Source organism: Endozoicomonas sp. OPT23 (assembly GCF_009653635.1).
Classification (GTDB): domain Bacteria; phylum Pseudomonadota; class Gammaproteobacteria; order Pseudomonadales; family Endozoicomonadaceae; genus Endozoicomonas_A.
The window spans coordinates 377,035-393,671 of the sequence record NZ_PPFD01000002.1; the positions used below are offsets into that span (position 1 = coordinate 377,035).

13 protein-coding genes are annotated in these 16,637 nt (G+C 47.8%); 2 read left to right on the forward strand and 11 right to left on the reverse strand.

Going from position 1 to position 16,637, the window contains the following annotated elements:
- Positions 1 to 51 precede the first annotated feature (51 nt).
- Together bioB and bioF are read left to right on the forward strand one after the other, a co-directional pair.
- On the forward strand, positions 52 to 1,056 hold the full coding sequence (gene bioB, locus EOPP23_RS03535; protein WP_153764598.1) for a biotin synthase BioB: 1,005 nt from the start codon (positions 52 to 54) through the stop codon (positions 1,054 to 1,056).
- Between the two features lie 14 nt (positions 1,057 to 1,070).
- On the forward strand, positions 1,071 to 2,246 hold the full coding sequence (gene bioF / locus EOPP23_RS03540) for an 8-amino-7-oxononanoate synthase (RefSeq protein ID WP_153764599.1): 1,176 nt from the start codon (positions 1,071 to 1,073) through the stop codon (positions 2,244 to 2,246).
- Positions 2,247 to 2,260: 14 nt separating this feature from the next.
- Here bioF and gdhA read toward each other — a convergent pair whose 3' ends face one another.
- The 11 genes from gdhA to nrdA form a co-directional block, all read right to left on the reverse strand.
- Positions 2,261 to 3,610, reverse strand: coding sequence for an NADP-specific glutamate dehydrogenase (gdhA, locus tag EOPP23_RS03545; RefSeq protein WP_153764600.1), 1,350 nt, complete (start codon positions 3,608 to 3,610; stop codon positions 2,261 to 2,263).
- Positions 3,611 to 3,821: 211 nt separating this feature from the next.
- Positions 3,822 to 5,225, reverse strand: a complete 1,404-nt coding sequence (locus tag EOPP23_RS03550) for a PhoH family protein (RefSeq protein ID WP_153764601.1) — start codon at positions 5,223 to 5,225, stop codon at positions 3,822 to 3,824.
- A gap of 283 nt (positions 5,226 to 5,508) precedes the next feature.
- A complete protein-coding gene (rhlB, locus tag EOPP23_RS03555; protein ID WP_153764602.1) occupies positions 5,509 to 6,903 on the reverse strand; it encodes an ATP-dependent RNA helicase RhlB in 1,395 nt (464 codons plus the stop codon).
- A gap of 266 nt (positions 6,904 to 7,169) precedes the next feature.
- Positions 7,170 to 7,481: a hypothetical protein gene (locus tag EOPP23_RS03560; protein WP_153764603.1), complete on the reverse strand. Its 312-nt coding sequence runs from the start codon at positions 7,479 to 7,481 to the stop codon at positions 7,170 to 7,172.
- Between the two features lie 288 nt (positions 7,482 to 7,769).
- Positions 7,770 to 8,225, reverse strand: a complete 456-nt coding sequence (gene pyrI, locus EOPP23_RS03565) for an aspartate carbamoyltransferase regulatory subunit (protein WP_153764604.1) — start codon at positions 8,223 to 8,225, stop codon at positions 7,770 to 7,772.
- 11 nt (positions 8,226 to 8,236) lie between these two features.
- The gene (pyrB, locus tag EOPP23_RS03570) at positions 8,237 to 9,157 is read right to left on the reverse strand and encodes an aspartate carbamoyltransferase (RefSeq protein WP_370514610.1); all 921 of its coding nucleotides are present in this window, start codon (positions 9,155 to 9,157) and stop codon (positions 8,237 to 8,239) included.
- A 260-nt stretch (positions 9,158 to 9,417) separates the two neighbouring features.
- The gene (locus EOPP23_RS03575; protein ID WP_153764605.1) at positions 9,418 to 10,272 is read right to left on the reverse strand and encodes an acetolactate decarboxylase; all 855 of its coding nucleotides are present in this window, start codon (positions 10,270 to 10,272) and stop codon (positions 9,418 to 9,420) included.
- Between the two features lie 78 nt (positions 10,273 to 10,350).
- Positions 10,351 to 12,117, reverse strand: coding sequence for an extracellular solute-binding protein (locus EOPP23_RS03580; protein ID WP_153764606.1), 1,767 nt, complete (start codon positions 12,115 to 12,117; stop codon positions 10,351 to 10,353).
- A 198-nt stretch (positions 12,118 to 12,315) separates the two neighbouring features.
- Positions 12,316 to 12,591, reverse strand: a complete 276-nt coding sequence (gene yfaE, locus EOPP23_RS03585; protein ID WP_153764607.1) for a class I ribonucleotide reductase maintenance protein YfaE — start codon at positions 12,589 to 12,591, stop codon at positions 12,316 to 12,318.
- A gap of 121 nt (positions 12,592 to 12,712) precedes the next feature.
- Positions 12,713 to 13,843 (reverse strand): class Ia ribonucleoside-diphosphate reductase subunit beta, encoded by a 1,131-nt coding sequence (gene nrdB, locus EOPP23_RS03590; RefSeq protein WP_153765013.1) that lies wholly within the window; start codon positions 13,841 to 13,843, stop codon positions 12,713 to 12,715.
- Between the two features lie 145 nt (positions 13,844 to 13,988).
- A complete protein-coding gene (nrdA, locus tag EOPP23_RS03595) occupies positions 13,989 to 16,256 on the reverse strand; it encodes a class 1a ribonucleoside-diphosphate reductase subunit alpha (RefSeq protein ID WP_153764608.1) in 2,268 nt (755 codons plus the stop codon).
- Positions 16,257 to 16,637: the final 381 nt, after the last annotated feature.

The following is a 16,637-nucleotide window of genomic DNA, read 5'->3' on the forward strand; positions in this document are numbered from 1 at the left end:
ACATAGACTCAACGGCATTGTCTTGAAACTTTCATTCAGGTAGTCGTTTCCATGAGGCAGATTTCCGATCAGGAGCTATTGGTTCGAACCGATTGGTCTCGCGCAGAGGTTGATGCGATCTACTATCAACCTTTCAATGATCTTCTATTTCGAGCCCATTCGGTTCACCGACGGTTCTTTGATCATAATCGCGTTCAAATCAGTACCCTCCTTTCCATAAAAACAGGTGCTTGTCCTGAAGATTGTAAATACTGCCCCCAAAGCAGTCGCTATCACACGGGCTTAAAACGTGAGCCTTTAATGTCAGTTGAAACTGTTCTGGAGAAAGCCCGTCAGGCCAAAGCGGGAGGATCGACCCGTTTTTGCATGGGTGCAGCCTGGCGTAACCCTAACGAAAGAGACCTCAAGCAAGTGGTCGAGATGATTAAAGGTGTTAAAGAGCTTGGTCTTGAATCCTGCGCCACTCTGGGAATGCTGAATAGCCATCAGGCTAATGCCTTGTCAGAAGCGGGACTGGATTACTACAACCATAATCTCGATACCTCTCCCGAGTATTACGGTGAGGTGATTTCAACCAGAACCTATGAGGATCGTCTTGAAACTCTTAGAGAAGTTCATAATGCAGGCATTAATGTCTGCTGTGGTGGCATTGTCGGAATGGGTGAAGAGGCTGCTGGCCGAATAGGGTTGCTTCACCAGCTTGCGACTCTGCCAACTCATCCCCAAAGTGTTCCTATCAATTTATTGGTGAAGGTTGCCGGAACGCCTATGGCGGATGAGGAAGATCTTGATCCTATCGATTTTGTTCGCTGTATTGCTACTGCCCGCATATTAATGCCTGAGTCCCATGTCCGGCTGTCTGCGGGACGAATGAGAATGAGTGATGAACTTCAGGCACTTTGTTTTTTCGTCGGAGCGAATAGTGTTCATGTGGGTGAAAAGCTTCTCACCACACCGTTGCCTGAGCAGGATAAAGATTGGCAGTTGTTCTCTAAACTGGGTATTGAGTCAGAGGTTTCCGAGCATACTCCAGATATTAATGAGATGGTCGGCTAGCGGTGGACATAACTATGGATCAAGCGCTTCAGACCTCACTGTCTGAGCGTTACTCGCAGCAGCTCTATCGTGAAAGATTGACGCTGGACTCTGCTCAGGGACCAGAAGTTATTATTGATGGAAAGTCCTATCTGGCTTTTTGCAGCAATGATTACCTTGGGTTGGCTAATCATCCTGATGTTATTCAATCATTTCAAAAAGCAGCGAACCAGTACGGTCTTGGCAGCGGAGCATCTCAATTAATAGTTGGTCATTGTCGTTCACACTGTTTACTGGAAGAAGAGCTTGCGGAATTCACTGGTCGAGAGCGAGCTCTGCTGTTCTCTTCAGGTTACATGGCCAACCTTGGTGCGATGAGCGCACTGTTGAATAGAGGTGATGCCGTGTTTCAGGATCGCCTGAATCATGCATCGCTGCTTGATGCGGGGCGTCTTTCTGGTGCACGTCTTCAACGATTCAGGCACAGAGATTTGCAACATCTGGAAGCCTGTTTAACGAGCAGCAAAGGTCATAGAAAACTGATTGCCACTGATGGTGTGTTCAGTATGGATGGTGATCGTCAGGAACTAACGGTGCTGTCCAAACTGGCATCAGAACAAAATGCCTGGCTTATGCTGGATGATGCCCATGGCTTTGGCGTGCTGGGCAAAAATGGCCGGGGAAGTACCAATGAGTTTCAGCTTACTCAGAATGAGATACCGATTTTGATGGCGACGCTTGGTAAATCGGCAGGCAGTTTTGGTGCTTTTGTTGCAGGCAGTGATGCCTTAATTGAAACCTTGATCCAGTTCTCACGCAGTTATATTTACACTACGGCTTTACCTCCGGCGGTGGCTGAAGCGACCCGAACCAGTCTGAGAATACTGGCTAGGGACGACTGGCGTAGAGATCATTTGAAACGATTGGTGAGTCTTTTTCGAGAAGAGTGTTTAAACAGAAATATTCCGGTTTCAGAATCTGATACTGCAATCCAGCCAGTGATCATTGGTGATATTGATAAAACACTGAAAATCAGTCGCTTGTTGTTTGAACAGGGTATTCTTGTCTCAGCTATTAGACCACCAACTGTGCCTATTGGTAGTGCCCGGCTGAGAATTACCTTCTCAGCCAGTCACACAGTCAGTCAGGTTGAAAGGCTGGTGGATGTTTTATCCAGAATGCCCTGGCAGTCAATTAACTGTGCAGCCTGAGAGTTTCTTGGGTTTTAAACGACACCGTAAGCCAGCATGGCATCAGCGACCTTTTTGAAGCCGGCAATATTGGCACCACGAACATAATCAACGTGTTCTCCATCCTCTTGTCCATGCTGAATGCATTGTTTGTGTATCTGCTTCATGATGGTTTTCAGTCTATCTTCCAACTCTTCCATCGACCATGAAAGGCGCATGCTGTTCTGGGTCATTTCCAGACCAGATACGGCTACACCGCCAGCATTAGCGGCTTTTGCCGGAGCAAAGAGAACTTTATTCTCCTTCAGGTAGTGAGCAGCTTCCAGAGTGGAAGGCATGTTTGCGCCTTCTGCTACAGCAATGCAGCCATTGCTAACCAGCGTTTTTGCGTCATCAATCGTCAGCTCATTCTGTGTGGCACAGGCAAAAGCCAGCTGAGCTGGAATCGTCCAGACTTTGCTGTCAGGAACGAACTCGCAATTGAAGTGGTCAGCAAATTCCTTGATACGACCTCTGCGGTGTTCTTTCAGGTCAATCAGCCAATTCAGTTGCTCCAGAGTCAGGCCGTCTTTCACATGAATCACGCCACTGGAGTCGGACATGGCTATAACAATTCCGCCCAGCTGCATAATCTTTTCAGCGGTATAGAGGGCAACGTTACCAGAGCCGGAAACAACACAGCGTTTGCCATCAAGACTTTCACCATGATGCTTTAACATCTCGTTCATAAAGAAGACAGTACCAAAGCCGGTAGCTTCTTTACGAATCAGGCTGCCGCCGTATTCCAGACCTTTCCCGGTCAGAACGCCGTGGAATCGGTTTTCCAGTCGCTTGTACTGACCGAACAGATAACTGATTTCACGACCACCGACACCTATATCGCCGGCTGGAATATCCATGTCCGGGCCAATGTGTTTGTGCAGCTCTGACATGAAAGCCTGGCAGAAACGCATAACTTCCCGGTCACTCTTACCTTTGGGGTTAAAGTCGGAACCACCTTTGGCAGCACCGAGAGGAAGCGTTGTTAGACTGTTCTTAAAGGTTTGCTCAAAACCAAGAAACTTCAGAGTGTCCAGAGTCAGGTGGGTGGTAAAACGCAGACCACCTTTATAAGGACCAATAGCGTTATTGAACTGAACCCGGTAACCACGGTTAACCCTGATGCGACCATCATCGTCTTCCCAGCAAACCCTGAACGAGATAACACGGTCAGGTTCAGTCATACGCTCCAGGATACGGGTTTCAATATATTGTGGATTCTGGTTGATGTAGGGAATAACACTTTCAGCGACTTCACGAACCGCCTGATGGAATTCAGGTTCGTGAGGGTTGCGCTTGATCAGCCCCTGCATGAACTCTTCGATGTTCAGCTTGTTGGAAAACATGAATCACTCCGACGTCTTTAAGACTTATGTCAGTTAACACAGGTAGCCGAAAGGGGAACGGGTGAGTTCATGATTCGAGTACATATGCATTCAACTTTGATGACTATAGAGTAGGAAAATCAGGCAGGAATTAGAAATAGGTTTTTTGTATAAAGGCGATAGCCAGATAGCTGGCTATCGCGAGGTTCGCTCAGAGTTTGGAGTCTTGAGCTTAGAGATTTTCTTCTGCGTAAGCCGCCAGAGGTGAGCGTGGCACGCCCTTCAGCTGTATAGCTCCGCCATGAGGGAAGTTTTTAAACCTCTCGGTCATATAAGTTAACCCTGAGCTGGTGGGCGCAAGATAAGGTGTGTCTATCTGGGCAAGGTTACCAAGACAGATCACCTTACTGCCGGCACCGGCACGGGTGATGATGGTTTTGATCTGGTGAGGGGTCAGGTTCTGACACTCATCGATCAGAATCAAACTCTGCTGGAAACTTCGGCCCCGAATGTAATTCAGGGACTTAAAGTGCAGCGGAACCTGATTCAGAATGTAATCAACACTGCCATTGGTTGATTCATCATCACAGTGCAATGCTTCAAGGTTATCGGTAATGGCACCCAGCCAGGGTTCCATCTTCTCGGCCTCGGTACCGGGAAGGAAACCGATGTCTTCATCAAGTCCTCTGGTTGAGCGAGTAGCAATGATCCGTCGGAACTGTTTGGTAGCAACAGTCATCTCTATCGCTGCTGCCAGTGCCAGAATGGTTTTACCCGAACCGGCAGCACCGGTCAGATTCACCAGGTGGATATCAGGGTCCAGTAACAGATTCAACGACATGGCCTGATAGATATCCAGTGGTCGCAGCCCCCAGGCTTCCTGATTCATCAGGCTTTCCCGGCTTATATGTTGCAGCTGAACTTCATCTTTGGTGATGCCATTAACCCTTGCCACAAACCCAGTGTCGTCCAGGAAAAACTGATTGAGAAAAACATCTTCTCCAAGATCAGTCTTTAACAAGTGGTGGTAGGTGACACCTTCCTGCTGTTCGGTCTGAACCTGGCTGATTCTATCCCAGAAGTTACCGTCGAAATGGCGGTAGCCTTTGTTCAGCAGTTCAATATCGGTAACCAGTTGGTCGCTGTGGTAATCCTCCGTTGGAATGCCGCAACCTCTGGCCTTGAGTCGCATGTTGATGTCTTTGGTTACCAGGGCGACCTGGGCACCGGGATGTGTTTCCTGAAAGTGACAGATGTCGTTGATTATACGGTTGTCGTTGTTGCTGGTTGGCAGAGTGGTGATATTGTCCTGAAGATGAGAGCGAAGGATGGATAATTTCCCATGGGGCTCTGATTTATCTCCACGGGTGATGGGTATGCCTGCTTCTATCTCCGAGGGTGAGGCGTTACCCAGTATCTGGTCAATAAGCCTGATGGCCTGGCGGCAATCTGCTGCGATGGTTTGTTTGCCGTTTTTGAGCTTGTCCAGTTCTTCCAGAACTGTCATGGGGATGAGCACGTTGTGCTCTTCGAAGTTTAAGATTGAGTTTGGATCGTGTATTAGAACGTTGCTATCGAGTATGTAGGTTATGGTTTCGGTTGAGATGATCGGCCTGGCTTCCAAGGCGTGTCCCATAGGCAGTTTCCCCGTCCGTGTTTTGGATCACTCACTTTTAATTCTTAACAAAAAGAACCAACTCAGCAAGTTAAAAATGTTATCGGAAATAAAAAAACATTCTTGTGTGAACAAATGCTTCTACTGCTGAAGAATTAATTCTAAACTGGGGAAATGACATTTCTATTTCTGCTTATAAATCTTACAGAAATGTTTACCGTTGATCGTTTGACGTGTGCAGAAAAGAGAGAGTTTCCATGCCAGAGTCACTAAAACTCTGACACAGAAATGACGAACAGCTTACTTATTTCAGCAATTCTGCCGGTGGGTATTCAAGCTTCAGTTTGGTGTTCAGCAGAGTTTCCAGATCTGGTAGAAGGAAGGAGTCTTCCTCACAGGCAAAGCTGATGCTGGTACCTGTCGCGCCAGCACGGCCGGTACGACCAATGCGGTGAACATAGTCTTCCGGATCTTCCGGCAGGTTAAAGTTAATAACGTGGCTGATGCCATCGATATGAATGCCTCGACCGGCTACATCTGTTGCAACCAGTACTTTCAGCTGGGCTGCCTTGAACTGTTCCAGTACCTTGATACGTTTCTTTTGGGGAACCTCTCCCGACAACATGTCCGCTTTAACGCCTTTCCTCTGTAGCTTTTCAGTCAGATTGCGGGTCTGGTCACGTCGATTAGTAAAGACGATGACACGCTCAATTTCTTTACTGTTCACCAGGTTCATCAGTAGCGGAAATTTTTGCTCGTGAGTCACGATATAGAGCTTCTGATCAACAGTATCAGTCGCTACGCTGTCAGGCTCAATCTCAACTTTGACTGGGTTGTAGGTCCACTGTTCTCCCAAGCGCAGAACATCATCCGTAAAGGTGGCTGAGAACAACAGGGTCTGACGGTCGCCCGGACGAGGCGTCATACGGATGATGCGACGAACCTGAGGAATAAAGCCCATATCCAGCATACGGTCGGCTTCGTCAATGATCATGGTTTCGGTCAGATCAAGAAATAGGTCCTTACGCTCACAGTAATCCAGCAATCGACCAGGTGTAGCCACCAGAATATCAACGAAGTTGCCGTGAATCTTGCTGCGCTGCTTGTCGTAATCCATACCGCCAACCACTGTTACCACGTTCAGTGGCAGGTATTTGGTCAGGTCTTCAGCATCCTTACCAATCTGCAATGCCAGCTCACGAGTTGGAGCGATGACAACCGCTCGGGGCTCGCCAAGGAAGCGCTCATCAGGGGCAGGAATATCAATTAGCTGTTTGATGGTACTGATCAGGAAGGCCGCGGTTTTACCGGTGCCTGTCTGAGCCTTACCAATGGCATCACGGCCGGCAATGGTACTGCCCAGTACTTCTGCCTGAATCGGTGTGCAGTATTTGAAGCCGGAGTCATGAATGGCACGCATCAAGCCTTCAGGCAGGTCGAAGTCGTGGAAGCGTGACTTGCCTTCTTCAGGCTCAACCTTGAATTCACTGAGATCCCAGGGTGGCGGCGCTTTCTTCTGCGGCTTTTTGCCATGGCTGCTTCTTGGGTGGCTCGGGTGGGCTGGATTCTGGGATCGCTTGCCCTTGTCTTTTTTGTCTTCAGTGCTCTTTTTCCGGCTGCCACCCTTATTGGATGGGGCTTTGGACTCAGGAGCTGAAGGCTGTTTTTTTCTGCCAAACAGGCCAAATAAACCGCTCAATGTTTTAATCTCGTTCCATAGTGGTATTCGCTTCCCGATGAGGTCTTACAAATCTGGTGCTGCCCGATCGGGGGATAGGTTGCCAAACTCTGCTCCTGCCCATAACGATGAAATCGGGCATATGTTCGTTGAAGTCAGAAAAGGCACAGGTACATCGCAATTATGTACCGGAACGCCACAGGGCTTTTGATCTCGATTCTGCGGCGTCAGGCTCTGAATCAGAGCTTATAAAGGATTTTAAGGGAAACGGGGGCGGAAAGCGAAGATCAGTCTTCAGGCTGGTCTTTATGCTCCTGATCTTCTTCATTCTGTTTTCTGCGGTTGCGCATGTAAAGATTGCTCGGTTCGCTCTTTTTAGTGACCTTGCGCTTCTTGTTCTTCAGTTTGGATTTGTAGAGCTGCATCAGAAGAGTTTGATCAGGCAGATGCTTGACAGAACGGTTTTTAAAAAAGCCAAAGAAGAAGGTCGACTCCTCCGCAAACTTCATGGTTTTAGACAGAATGGTCTCTTTCTCAGTGGGTTTGTCAGTTCCCTGAGTGAACAACTGCATAAAACTTTTAACCGGGCCTACATCCATACTTCTTCCCTCTGTCCTGCTGCCTGTTCTTCGAAACAAGTGTATGAATACATCTGATCGAATATGTAATGGTTATTTGCCCGCCGCAGGCGGGCAAATAACCTCTGATTTCGAATGTCCGGGTGTTTACACCCAAGGCATTGAAAAGGCAGAAGATACTTTCAATCTAGGTTTTGATATTCAGTTGAGGTATTAGACTAAAGTCACAGAAAATAGTTCTTTGATTCTAACTAATTGATATAGAAGGAAATGATTGGCTGCAAACCAGGCGGCCTGCAGCATGAACGGTCAGATCTCAGCAACAATATTCTTACTGAATGACTTCTCGCAGTAATGGCACTTCAGACGGATATCATCTTCTTTTTCCTTAAGATGGAAGAAGCTGCTAACTGGTTCATTATGTGTAATGCAATTGGAGTTAGGGCAGGAGAAAGCACCTTTTAGCGTTTCCGGTACAGCCATGCTGAATTTCTCAACCACATCGTATTCTTCAATAACATTGATGGTGGCGCCCTGGGCAAACAGAGCCAGCTGGTTGGCTTCCTGTTCGGTGAATTTCAGGTCGCTGACCTTGATAATGTCCTTACGACCCTGAGCCTTACTGGGCAGGTTGAAACCAACAGTAATGCTGACATCGGAATCAAGCAGGTGCAGACGCTCAAGAATCTTAACGCCCTGACCGGCTGGAATATGGTCGATCACAGTGCCCTGACAAATGGCTTCTACCTGTAATTTATTCGTCATTGTTCTGCTCCTCAAACCTTCTCATTCAGTAGCAGTGCCAGCAGCGCCTGGCGGGCATAGACACCGTTTTCAGCCTGTTGGAAGTAATAAGCGAAATCAGTGCTGTCTACTTCAACCTGAATCTCATCCACTCTTGGTAGCGGGTGCAGAACCTTGAGATTGGCTTTAGCGTTGGTCAGAGAGTCCAGCCCCAGAATGTAGTTGGAGGCGATGTGTTTGTATTCGGTCTCATCAAATCGCTCTTTCTGTACTCGAGTCATATAGATAATGTCTGACTCGGAAGCAACAGATTCAATGCTCTCTCCCCGCTGGTACCTGATGCCTTTCTCGTCCAGCTCTTCCAGAATGTAATCTGGCATATAGAGCGCATCAGGTGCAATAAAGGTGAACTCAGCGCCAAACAGGGATAATGCCTGAGTCAGGGAGTGAACGGTTCGGCCGTATTTGAGGTCACCCACAAAAGTAATTTTCAGGTTATCCAGTTTGCCCTGACATTCTTTGATGCTGAACAGATCCAGCAGAGTCTGAGTCGGGTGCTGATTGGAACCATCGCCACCATTAATGACAGGTACACCAGAAAACTCGGAAGCCAGTCTGGCAGCACCTTCCTGAGGATGACGCATGATAAAGGCATCGGTGTAGGAACTGATGATTTTGACCGTATCTGACAGTGTTTCACCTTTCTTGGCAGAGGTGTTGCTGCTGTCGGAGAATCCGATCAAGGTTCCGCCAAGGCGTTGTACCGCCGTTTCAAAAGATAAGCGAGTACGAGTTGAAGCTTCAAAGAAGCAGCTGGCAATCACCTTTCCTGCCAGCAGGTCTGGCCGGGGAGAGGCCTTCAGTTCGGCGGCGGTATCCAGAATCAACTCAAGATCTGACCGGCTGAGATCTGCGATGGATATGATGTCTTTTTGATGTAGCGGGTTTTTCACAAGTGTTACCTGTTCCACGAAAGTTATACGGCTGACGGTGGTATCAGCTGTTTTATTGTCCTATGGCTGCCATGTTCGACTTAAGAACAGTTGTTCGGGCTATAAAAAACGGGCTAAAAAAAAGCCCCTGAAAAAGGGGCTTTTTAAAAATACCGGGAAACGCAGAAGGCTTTGCCTGCGTCGACAGTTCGTTTTGTTGTGATCAGCAATAAATGAACGATGCTCACCGATATTGAATCCGTTTGTAAACTAACACCAAGTTAATAAAGCCCGTGAGCAATGGCAAGCTTCTGAGGCAAATTGTCGGCCATTGTACGGAACATTAACAGTGGGTCAATACGTCGGATGTGGTCTGTTGTAATCATCGGAAACGTCAGTATGGTGATACTGAATGCATCTGCTTTCAGAATTGAGGATGATGGTGTGCATTTGATCTTGATGGCTTCGAGGTTATCAATTTCAACTCTACTGATACCCGTTTGCAGAGCAATAACATAGCCACCAACTTTCCGGCTGCTATCGATAAAGTGGAAGTGGTATCCCGGTGTATTGAACCTGGACATATGCTCCGGGTACCTGAAGCCAACCAGAGAACCCTGCTGAAGTCTAAGATCCAGTGCTTGCTTATCCACGCGTTTTTCATCCTCAAGCCGAATAGCTGGCACCTGGTCAGGCAGGCTACGTAGTGAAATAGAGCGGAAAGTGCCTTCGATATGAATGGCTTGAACGTGGTTTTTATTATCAATAGATTGGTCGAGAAACCTCTTGAGTGCGGGCAGATCCAGGTCTTCTGTTACAGCTAACGTTTTTTCAGGTTTGAAGTTACCGACTACGGCAAAGGGGGCTTTCATCGCTGGAGTTGCGGGATAAACACGGCCATTCGCTTTGCTCAGATAATACTCGCCATTCAGAGCAATTAATTCATCACCAATGCGTGGAAAAGTGCCTACGCCAAAATTCCCTTTTCTGGCCAGCTGCATAACCTTGATGTGCTTGCTTGTGTCTTTCAGAGACAGGTGCAAGGGGGTTGAGAACTGAAACAGCGTACGTTCTTGCTGGCACTGAGTTTCCAATGAGATCAGCAGAAGTACTGACAATAGCCAAATGTATTTCATAGTTCATATTTATTATTTTTTGGAAGCTTGAGTGTAGATGGTATTTCTGCTTCAGCCAGAAATGCTTCAAGGAATAAATTAAGGCTGGTACCACCAGTTATTCATATCAAGCCAGAACAGCTGGTCCATGGGAGGATGATGAAGGTGTTTCCAGTAAGAGAAGTGCGACTTGTTGGAGTACCATTTGGGAATCATATAGTGGCCATGAATCAGGATTCGATCCAGTGCTCTGCAGATAGGAAGAAGGTCTTTGTATTCTTCAGCAGTGACCAGTTCTGACAGTAGAAAGTCAATGGCTGGGTTTTGAACGCCGGCAACGTTGCCGCTGCGTTTTTCCATTGCCATTTTACTGCTCCAGGTGTTGTATATTTCAGTGCCTGGATAGACAGACTGGAAGTAGTGCCAGTCAACCATATCGAAATCAAAGCTTCTTACCCGATCACGAAACTGGCTCTGGTCCAAAGTAATGATTCTCAGCTCAACACCGACGCTGGCGAGGCTCTTTTTGAAAGGAAGCAGTAATCTCTCCTGTTTTGGGTCGGCCGTCAGTAATTTAATGCTCAAGGGTTTCAAACTTTTATTATCAATCATTTTGCTGTCTTTCAGCTGATAGCCAGCAGTCTTAAACAGCCCTATGATTTTTTTCTGTTCCGATCGTTTGTTGCGATTTGAGTTGCCTGTAGCAGGCGAAATGGGCTCATTGAATACTGTTTCCGGAAGCTCTTTTCTATAGTTGGAAAGTAGTTCCAGTTCACGGCCTTCAGGAAGCCCTTTAGCCATAAGTGTTGTGCCGGTAAAAAAGCTGGTGAATCTTTGGTAATCCCCATAAAGCAGCTTCTCGTTAATCCATTGGAAATCCAGTGAAGCGATCAATGCTTTTCTCAACGCCACATTTTGAAATACCGGGCGACGCAGGTTGAACACAAGTCCTGTCATCCCTGCCGGATAAGTGAAATCAACCGTTTCCCTGATCACCTTACCTTTGTTCAGCGCAGGAAAGTCATAGGCCTGATGCCAGAGGCGAATGTCAGGCTCAATATAAATATCAAACTCACCAGCTTTAAAGCCTTCAAAAGAAGCGTGCTGATCTCGGAGATAGTCCACTCTAATCTGGTCGAAGTTGTAGCGTCCTTTATTCACCGGAAGGTTGGCAGCCCAGAAATTCGGAACCCGTTGGTAAACAATGCTGTGCCCCGGCTTTACCGATGAAACCTGATAAGGCCCGCTGGTGACAAAGGAGTAGAGGTGTTTGTCTGAAAAATTCTGATTTGACCAATACGACTTGGACAATATTCTGAGATAAGCCAGCAGACTGACAGCCTTGCGGCTGGGGTTTGTTACAGGAAAACGAATGCGGTGTTTACTCAATAGTTCGGGCTCTCCAATATCCTTGTAGAGGTTCTTCATGAATAATGAGCTGGAATTTTTATAAGAGTTAAAACTGAATTTAAGGTCTTCAGAGGTGATGGGGCTACCGTCACTGAATTGTGCTTTGGGATTGATGTTAAAAGTGACCCAGCTGTAATCATCAGCATGTTCCAGCGACTCGGCGATCATGGGGTACATGGAGTAGGGCTCGTCAAGGGAGCGAACCATCAAAGGCGAGTGCTGCTGAAACAGATAGTCAGGTAGCATGCCTTTGCCCACAAAAGGGTTCAGGCTGTCAAAACTGCCTGTTCTGACCTCCCTGAGCATACCTCCCTTGGGGGCTTTGGGGTTAACGTAGTTAAAGTGAGTAAAACCGTCTGCGTATTTGCAGTCGCCCACCAGGCAGAAAGAAGTTAGTTTTGCCGCAGCAGAAAGCGGAGAAGCTAATAAAAACAGAATGAGCCAGACAAATTTCATGGTTTATGTTTCTGCCGATATTGGAATTTTTTGAGAGCGTCCCTAGCCTGAGCTTCTCAATATCGTATTAACTCTAGTCGATCTTATGTCCAGCTTCAGGTCGTTATGAGAAACAATAAATTTAAGTGGAATGAGATCCTTTTCAAGGATAGAGAAAGACAGGAAGAGCAAGGTTTTGTATGAGCACAAAGGCAAAACTTACTTTTTTATATGGCAACCGCCAGGAATTTCCACCGTCAGATCACCTTTGGCCTGACAGCAGCAAGGCAAAATTCGGCCTTCCGGGACATAGGCGATGGGGTCAGCGAAGTACTCAACCTCACCGTCGACTAACTGCACCTGACAACTGCCACAGAAGCCTTCACGGCATTGGTAATCGACATCGATATTTTGAGACTCAAGTGCTTCCAGCAGATTGAGTTCAGTGCGGGGGATAAAACTGAAACCTTCCATGATTTTGACAATGTTAGCCATTCTTGCTCCTGATTTGCTGACGCTGCTTTCACAATCTCTATGAGAGATTGCTGAAAAACAGTGCTGGAAACCGGCAGTGGCTCAATCCTTGAGTACACTGCCGAATGGTTCATCAATTCGGTTACAGAGAGAAGTTGCTGAAATCTTCTGACTGCACTTCACTGTCAATCTGTCCTACCAGGTAGGAACTGACTTCTACTTCCTGTGGTGCTACCTGAACATTGTCGCTGTTCAGCCAGCTGTTCATCCAGGGCAGTGGATTCTGGGAAATGGTAAAGGCTGGCTCGAAACCGAGAGTCGTCATGCGCTGGTTGGTGATGTATTCCACGTACTGGCAGAGAATGTCCTTGTTCAGGCCGATCATTGAGCCGTCCTGGAACAGGTAGTCTGCCCAGCCTTTTTCCTGCTCAGCGGCATCAATGAAAATCTGACGGGCTTCGTCTTTCAGTTCATGGGCAATCTCAACCATTTCCGGATCGTCCTTTCCATCCGCCATTAATTGCAGAATGTGCTGTGTGCCGGTCAGGTGCAATGCTTCATCACGAGCAATCAATTTGATGATCTTGGCATTGCCTTCCATGGTAGAACGTTCGGCGAAAGCAAAGCTGCAGGCGAAACTGACATAGAAACGAATGGCTTCAAGGACGTTTACGGACATCAGGGTCAGGTACAGTGTCTTTTTCAATTCACGAGCAGAGACGTCTATAGTCTGACCATTGATCTCATGCTGACCTTCACCCAGGTTGTTGTAGTAGTTCACACCTTCAATCAAAGCATCGTAGTGTTGGGTAATTGCTTCGGCCCGCTTGATAATGGCATCGTTGGTAATAATGTCATCAAACACCTGAGAAGGCTCATTCATGATATTGCGAATGATATGAGTGTATGAGCGAGAGTGAATGGTTTCACTGAAGGCCCAGGTCTCTATCCAGGTTTCCAGTTCCGGCAGGGAAACAATAGGCAGCAGAGCTACGTTAGGAGAGCGTCCCTGTATCGAATCCAGCAGAGTCTGATACTTCAGATTGCTCAGGAATATATGTTTTTCATGTTCCGGCAGGTGAGCGAAGTCGCTGCGATCGGTGGAAAGGTCGACTTCTTCCGGCCGCCAGAAAAACGACAGCTGCTTTTCAATCAGCTTTTCGAAGATCGGGTGCTTCTGAACATCATAACGGGAAACGTTGACGCTACGGCCAAAAAACATCGGTTCCTGGGTGGCGTTAAACTGTTCCTGATTGAAAGTTGAGTAGCTCATGATGCCTGGCGCTTTGAGGGTTGCTGTCACCAGCAAGCCCGAAGTTAGTAGTGTTGATAGAAGATGAAGTACAAAGGTCTTCTATCACTGGTTTGAGTCCGCCGGTTAAATGTGGTTTGGCTTAACCGGCAATAGACGATTTTCGTCAGATTTTGCAGGCGCCGCCGGCACAGCCGTCATCGTCTTCAAGGCTGTCTGCAGCGCCATCACGGGTGTTGTGGTAATAAAGCGTTTTTACACCCAGCTTGTAGGCGGTCAGAAGATCTTTCAGCAACAGTTTCATCGGTACCTTGCCGCCTTCAAAGCGGGCTGGATCATAGTTGGTGTTGGCTGAAATGGTCTGGTCGACAAACTTCTGCATGATCGCAACCAGCTGCAGATAGCCGTCGTTGCCGTTAATGTCCCAGAGCAGTTCGTAGTTATGACGCAGCTCTTCGAAATCAGGCACAACCTGTTTGAGGATGCCGTCTTTACTGGCTTTCACGCTGACGAAACCACGAGGTGGTTCAATACCGTTAGTGGCGTTACTGATTTGAGAGGATGTCTCGGAAGGCATCAGTGCGGTCAGGGTTGAGTTACGCAGGCCGTGAGTCTTGATATCGGAACGCAGAGATTCCCAGTCCAGATGCAGTCCTTCAGAGCAGACTTCATCCAGATCTCTCTTGTAAGTATCAACCGGCAGAATGCCTTTGGCATATGTGGTTTCGTTGAACTTGGTACAGGTACCCTGTTCTTTGGCCAGTCGGTTGGAGGCTTTCAGTAGATAGTACTGAATGGCTTCAAAAGTCTTGTGTGTCAGGCCGTTGGCAGAACCGTCAGAGTAGCGAACACCGTGCTTGGCCAGATAGTTGGCAAAGTTGATCACACCCACACCCAAAGGTCGGCGTCCCATGGTGGCGTTGTAAGCCGCAGGCAGTGGGTAATCCTGATAATCCAGCAGGCTGTCCAGAGCACGAACCAGCAGTTCGCTCATTTCTTCCAGCTCGTGCAGATCGTCCAGCTTGCCCAGGTTAAAGGCGGCCAGCGTACAGAGGGCAATTTCACCTTCTTCGTCGTGAACGTGCTGCAGAGGCTTGGTCGGCAGTGCGATTTCCAGACAGAGGTTACTCTGGCGAACCGGAGCGACTTCCGGGTCAAACGGACTGTGAGTGTTGCAGTGATCAACGTTCTGCAGATAAATGCGGCCAGTGCTGGCTCGCTCGGAAGCAAACAGAGAGAAAAGTTCCAGAGCTTTCAGTGTCTTCTTACGAATGCTGTCGTCTTGCTCGTATTGAACATAGAGCGCTTCAAACTTTTCCTGATCAGCAAAGAAGGCATCGTACAGGCCAGGTACATCAGACGGTGAGAACAGAGAAATGGTGCCGCCAGTGATCAGACGCTGGTACATCAGACGGTTAAACTGTACGCCGTAGTCCAGGTGACGAACACGGTTTTCATCGACACCACGGTTGTTCTTCAGCACCAGCAGGTTTTCAACTTCGTAATGCCAAATAGGGTAGAACAGAGTCGCTGCTCCACCACGAACACCACCTTGAGAGCAGGACTTAACAGCTGTCTGGAAGTGTTTGTAGAAAGGAATGCAGCCGGTGTGAAAGGCTTCACCGTTTCGAATCGGGCTGCCAACAGCGCGGATGTTACCGGCGTTAATACCGATACCGGCACGCTGGGAAACGTATTTCACAATGGCACTGGAAGTGGCGTTGATGGAATCCAGAGAATCGCCGCACTCAATCAGTACGCAGGAGCTGAACTGACGGGTCGGTGTTCGAACACCGGCCATGATCGGTGTCGGCAGTGACAGTTTGAAGGTAGAGACTGCGTCGTAGAAACGGCGAATAAAGTCCAGGCGGGTAGCCTGTGGATAACTGGCAAACAGGCAGGCGCCGATCAGCATATAGAGCATCTGCGGGCTTTCGTAATACTCGCCGGTAACACGGTTCTGAACCAGGTATTTACCTTCCAGTTGCTTAACCGCAGCGTAACTGAAGTTCATATCACGGCTGTGATCAATAAAACCGTTCATGGTTTCAAAATCTGCCTGACTGTAATCGCTCAGCAGGTGGCTATCGTATTTTTTCAACTCTGACAGCTTCACCACGTGGTCATACAGGTGAGGTGGCTCGAACTGGCCATACGCTTTTTTACGCAGATGGAAGATGGCCAGGCGGGCTGCCAGATATTGATAGTCAGGCGCTTGCTCGGAAATCAGGTCGGCAGCGGATTTGATCAGGGTTTCATGAATATCCGTGGTCTGGATACCATCGTAGAACTGAATGTGTGACTTCAATTCCACTTCGGAAACGGAGACGTGGCTTAATCCTTCGGCAGCCCAGGTAATCACCTTGTGGATCTTGTCCAGATCCAGCTGCTCCTTGTCGCCGTCGCGCTTGGAGACCAGGATATTTTTGTTCATCAAATGCCCTTAATAAGTAAAAACGTGAAACTCAAGATATTGTGTTTTGATATTTTGGCCACAATAAAACGCCACCCCCTGTCTTGGTGCAGGAGTACGAATTACTGGGGTGAAGCCGAGAGATAATCACAGGCCTGAAAGGCTGTGAAATCTGTATCTCGAGGTGGTGGCTACGGGGTGTATACTGCCCCGTCTGACCAGTAGTTTCTTCATCCCTGACAACTCAATCCAGTCACTTAAATTCCCTGTGACGTCTTCTATCGCTCTAATTCTATATCGACGGCTTATACAATATGTTGTGTGCGTGTCTTTTCTCTACACAAGATAATGCGGTTGCGGGGGGATTTCAAGTTGCACTACCGGTGGAAATCTTGTGTATAA

What these genes read in the sequence shown, in the direction of transcription:
- nrdA (WP_153764608.1), bottom strand. Translation starts at nt 16,256, where the DNA reads ATGAACAAAAATATCCTGGTCTCCAAGCGCGACGGCGACAAGGAGCAG.
- bioB (WP_153764598.1), top strand. Translation starts at nt 52, where the DNA reads ATGAGGCAGATTTCCGATCAGGAGCTATTGGTTCGAACCGATTGGTCT.
- EOPP23_RS03575 (WP_153764605.1), bottom strand. Translation starts at nt 10,272, where the DNA reads ATGAAATACATTTGGCTATTGTCAGTACTTCTGCTGATCTCATTGGAA.
- pyrI (WP_153764604.1), bottom strand. Translation starts at nt 8,225, where the DNA reads ATGACGAATAAATTACAGGTAGAAGCCATTTGTCAGGGCACTGTGATC.
- gdhA (WP_153764600.1), bottom strand. Translation starts at nt 3,610, where the DNA reads ATGTTTTCCAACAAGCTGAACATCGAAGAGTTCATGCAGGGGCTGATC.
- EOPP23_RS03580 (WP_153764606.1), bottom strand. Translation starts at nt 12,117, where the DNA reads ATGAAATTTGTCTGGCTCATTCTGTTTTTATTAGCTTCTCCGCTTTCT.
- EOPP23_RS03550 (WP_153764601.1), bottom strand. Translation starts at nt 5,225, where the DNA reads ATGGGACACGCCTTGGAAGCCAGGCCGATCATCTCAACCGAAACCATA.
- nrdB (WP_153765013.1), bottom strand. Translation starts at nt 13,843, where the DNA reads ATGAGCTACTCAACTTTCAATCAGGAACAGTTTAACGCCACCCAGGAA.
- bioF (WP_153764599.1), top strand. Translation starts at nt 1,071, where the DNA reads ATGGATCAAGCGCTTCAGACCTCACTGTCTGAGCGTTACTCGCAGCAG.
- yfaE (WP_153764607.1), bottom strand. Translation starts at nt 12,591, where the DNA reads ATGGCTAACATTGTCAAAATCATGGAAGGTTTCAGTTTTATCCCCCGC.
- EOPP23_RS03560 (WP_153764603.1), bottom strand. Translation starts at nt 7,481, where the DNA reads ATGGATGTAGGCCCGGTTAAAAGTTTTATGCAGTTGTTCACTCAGGGA.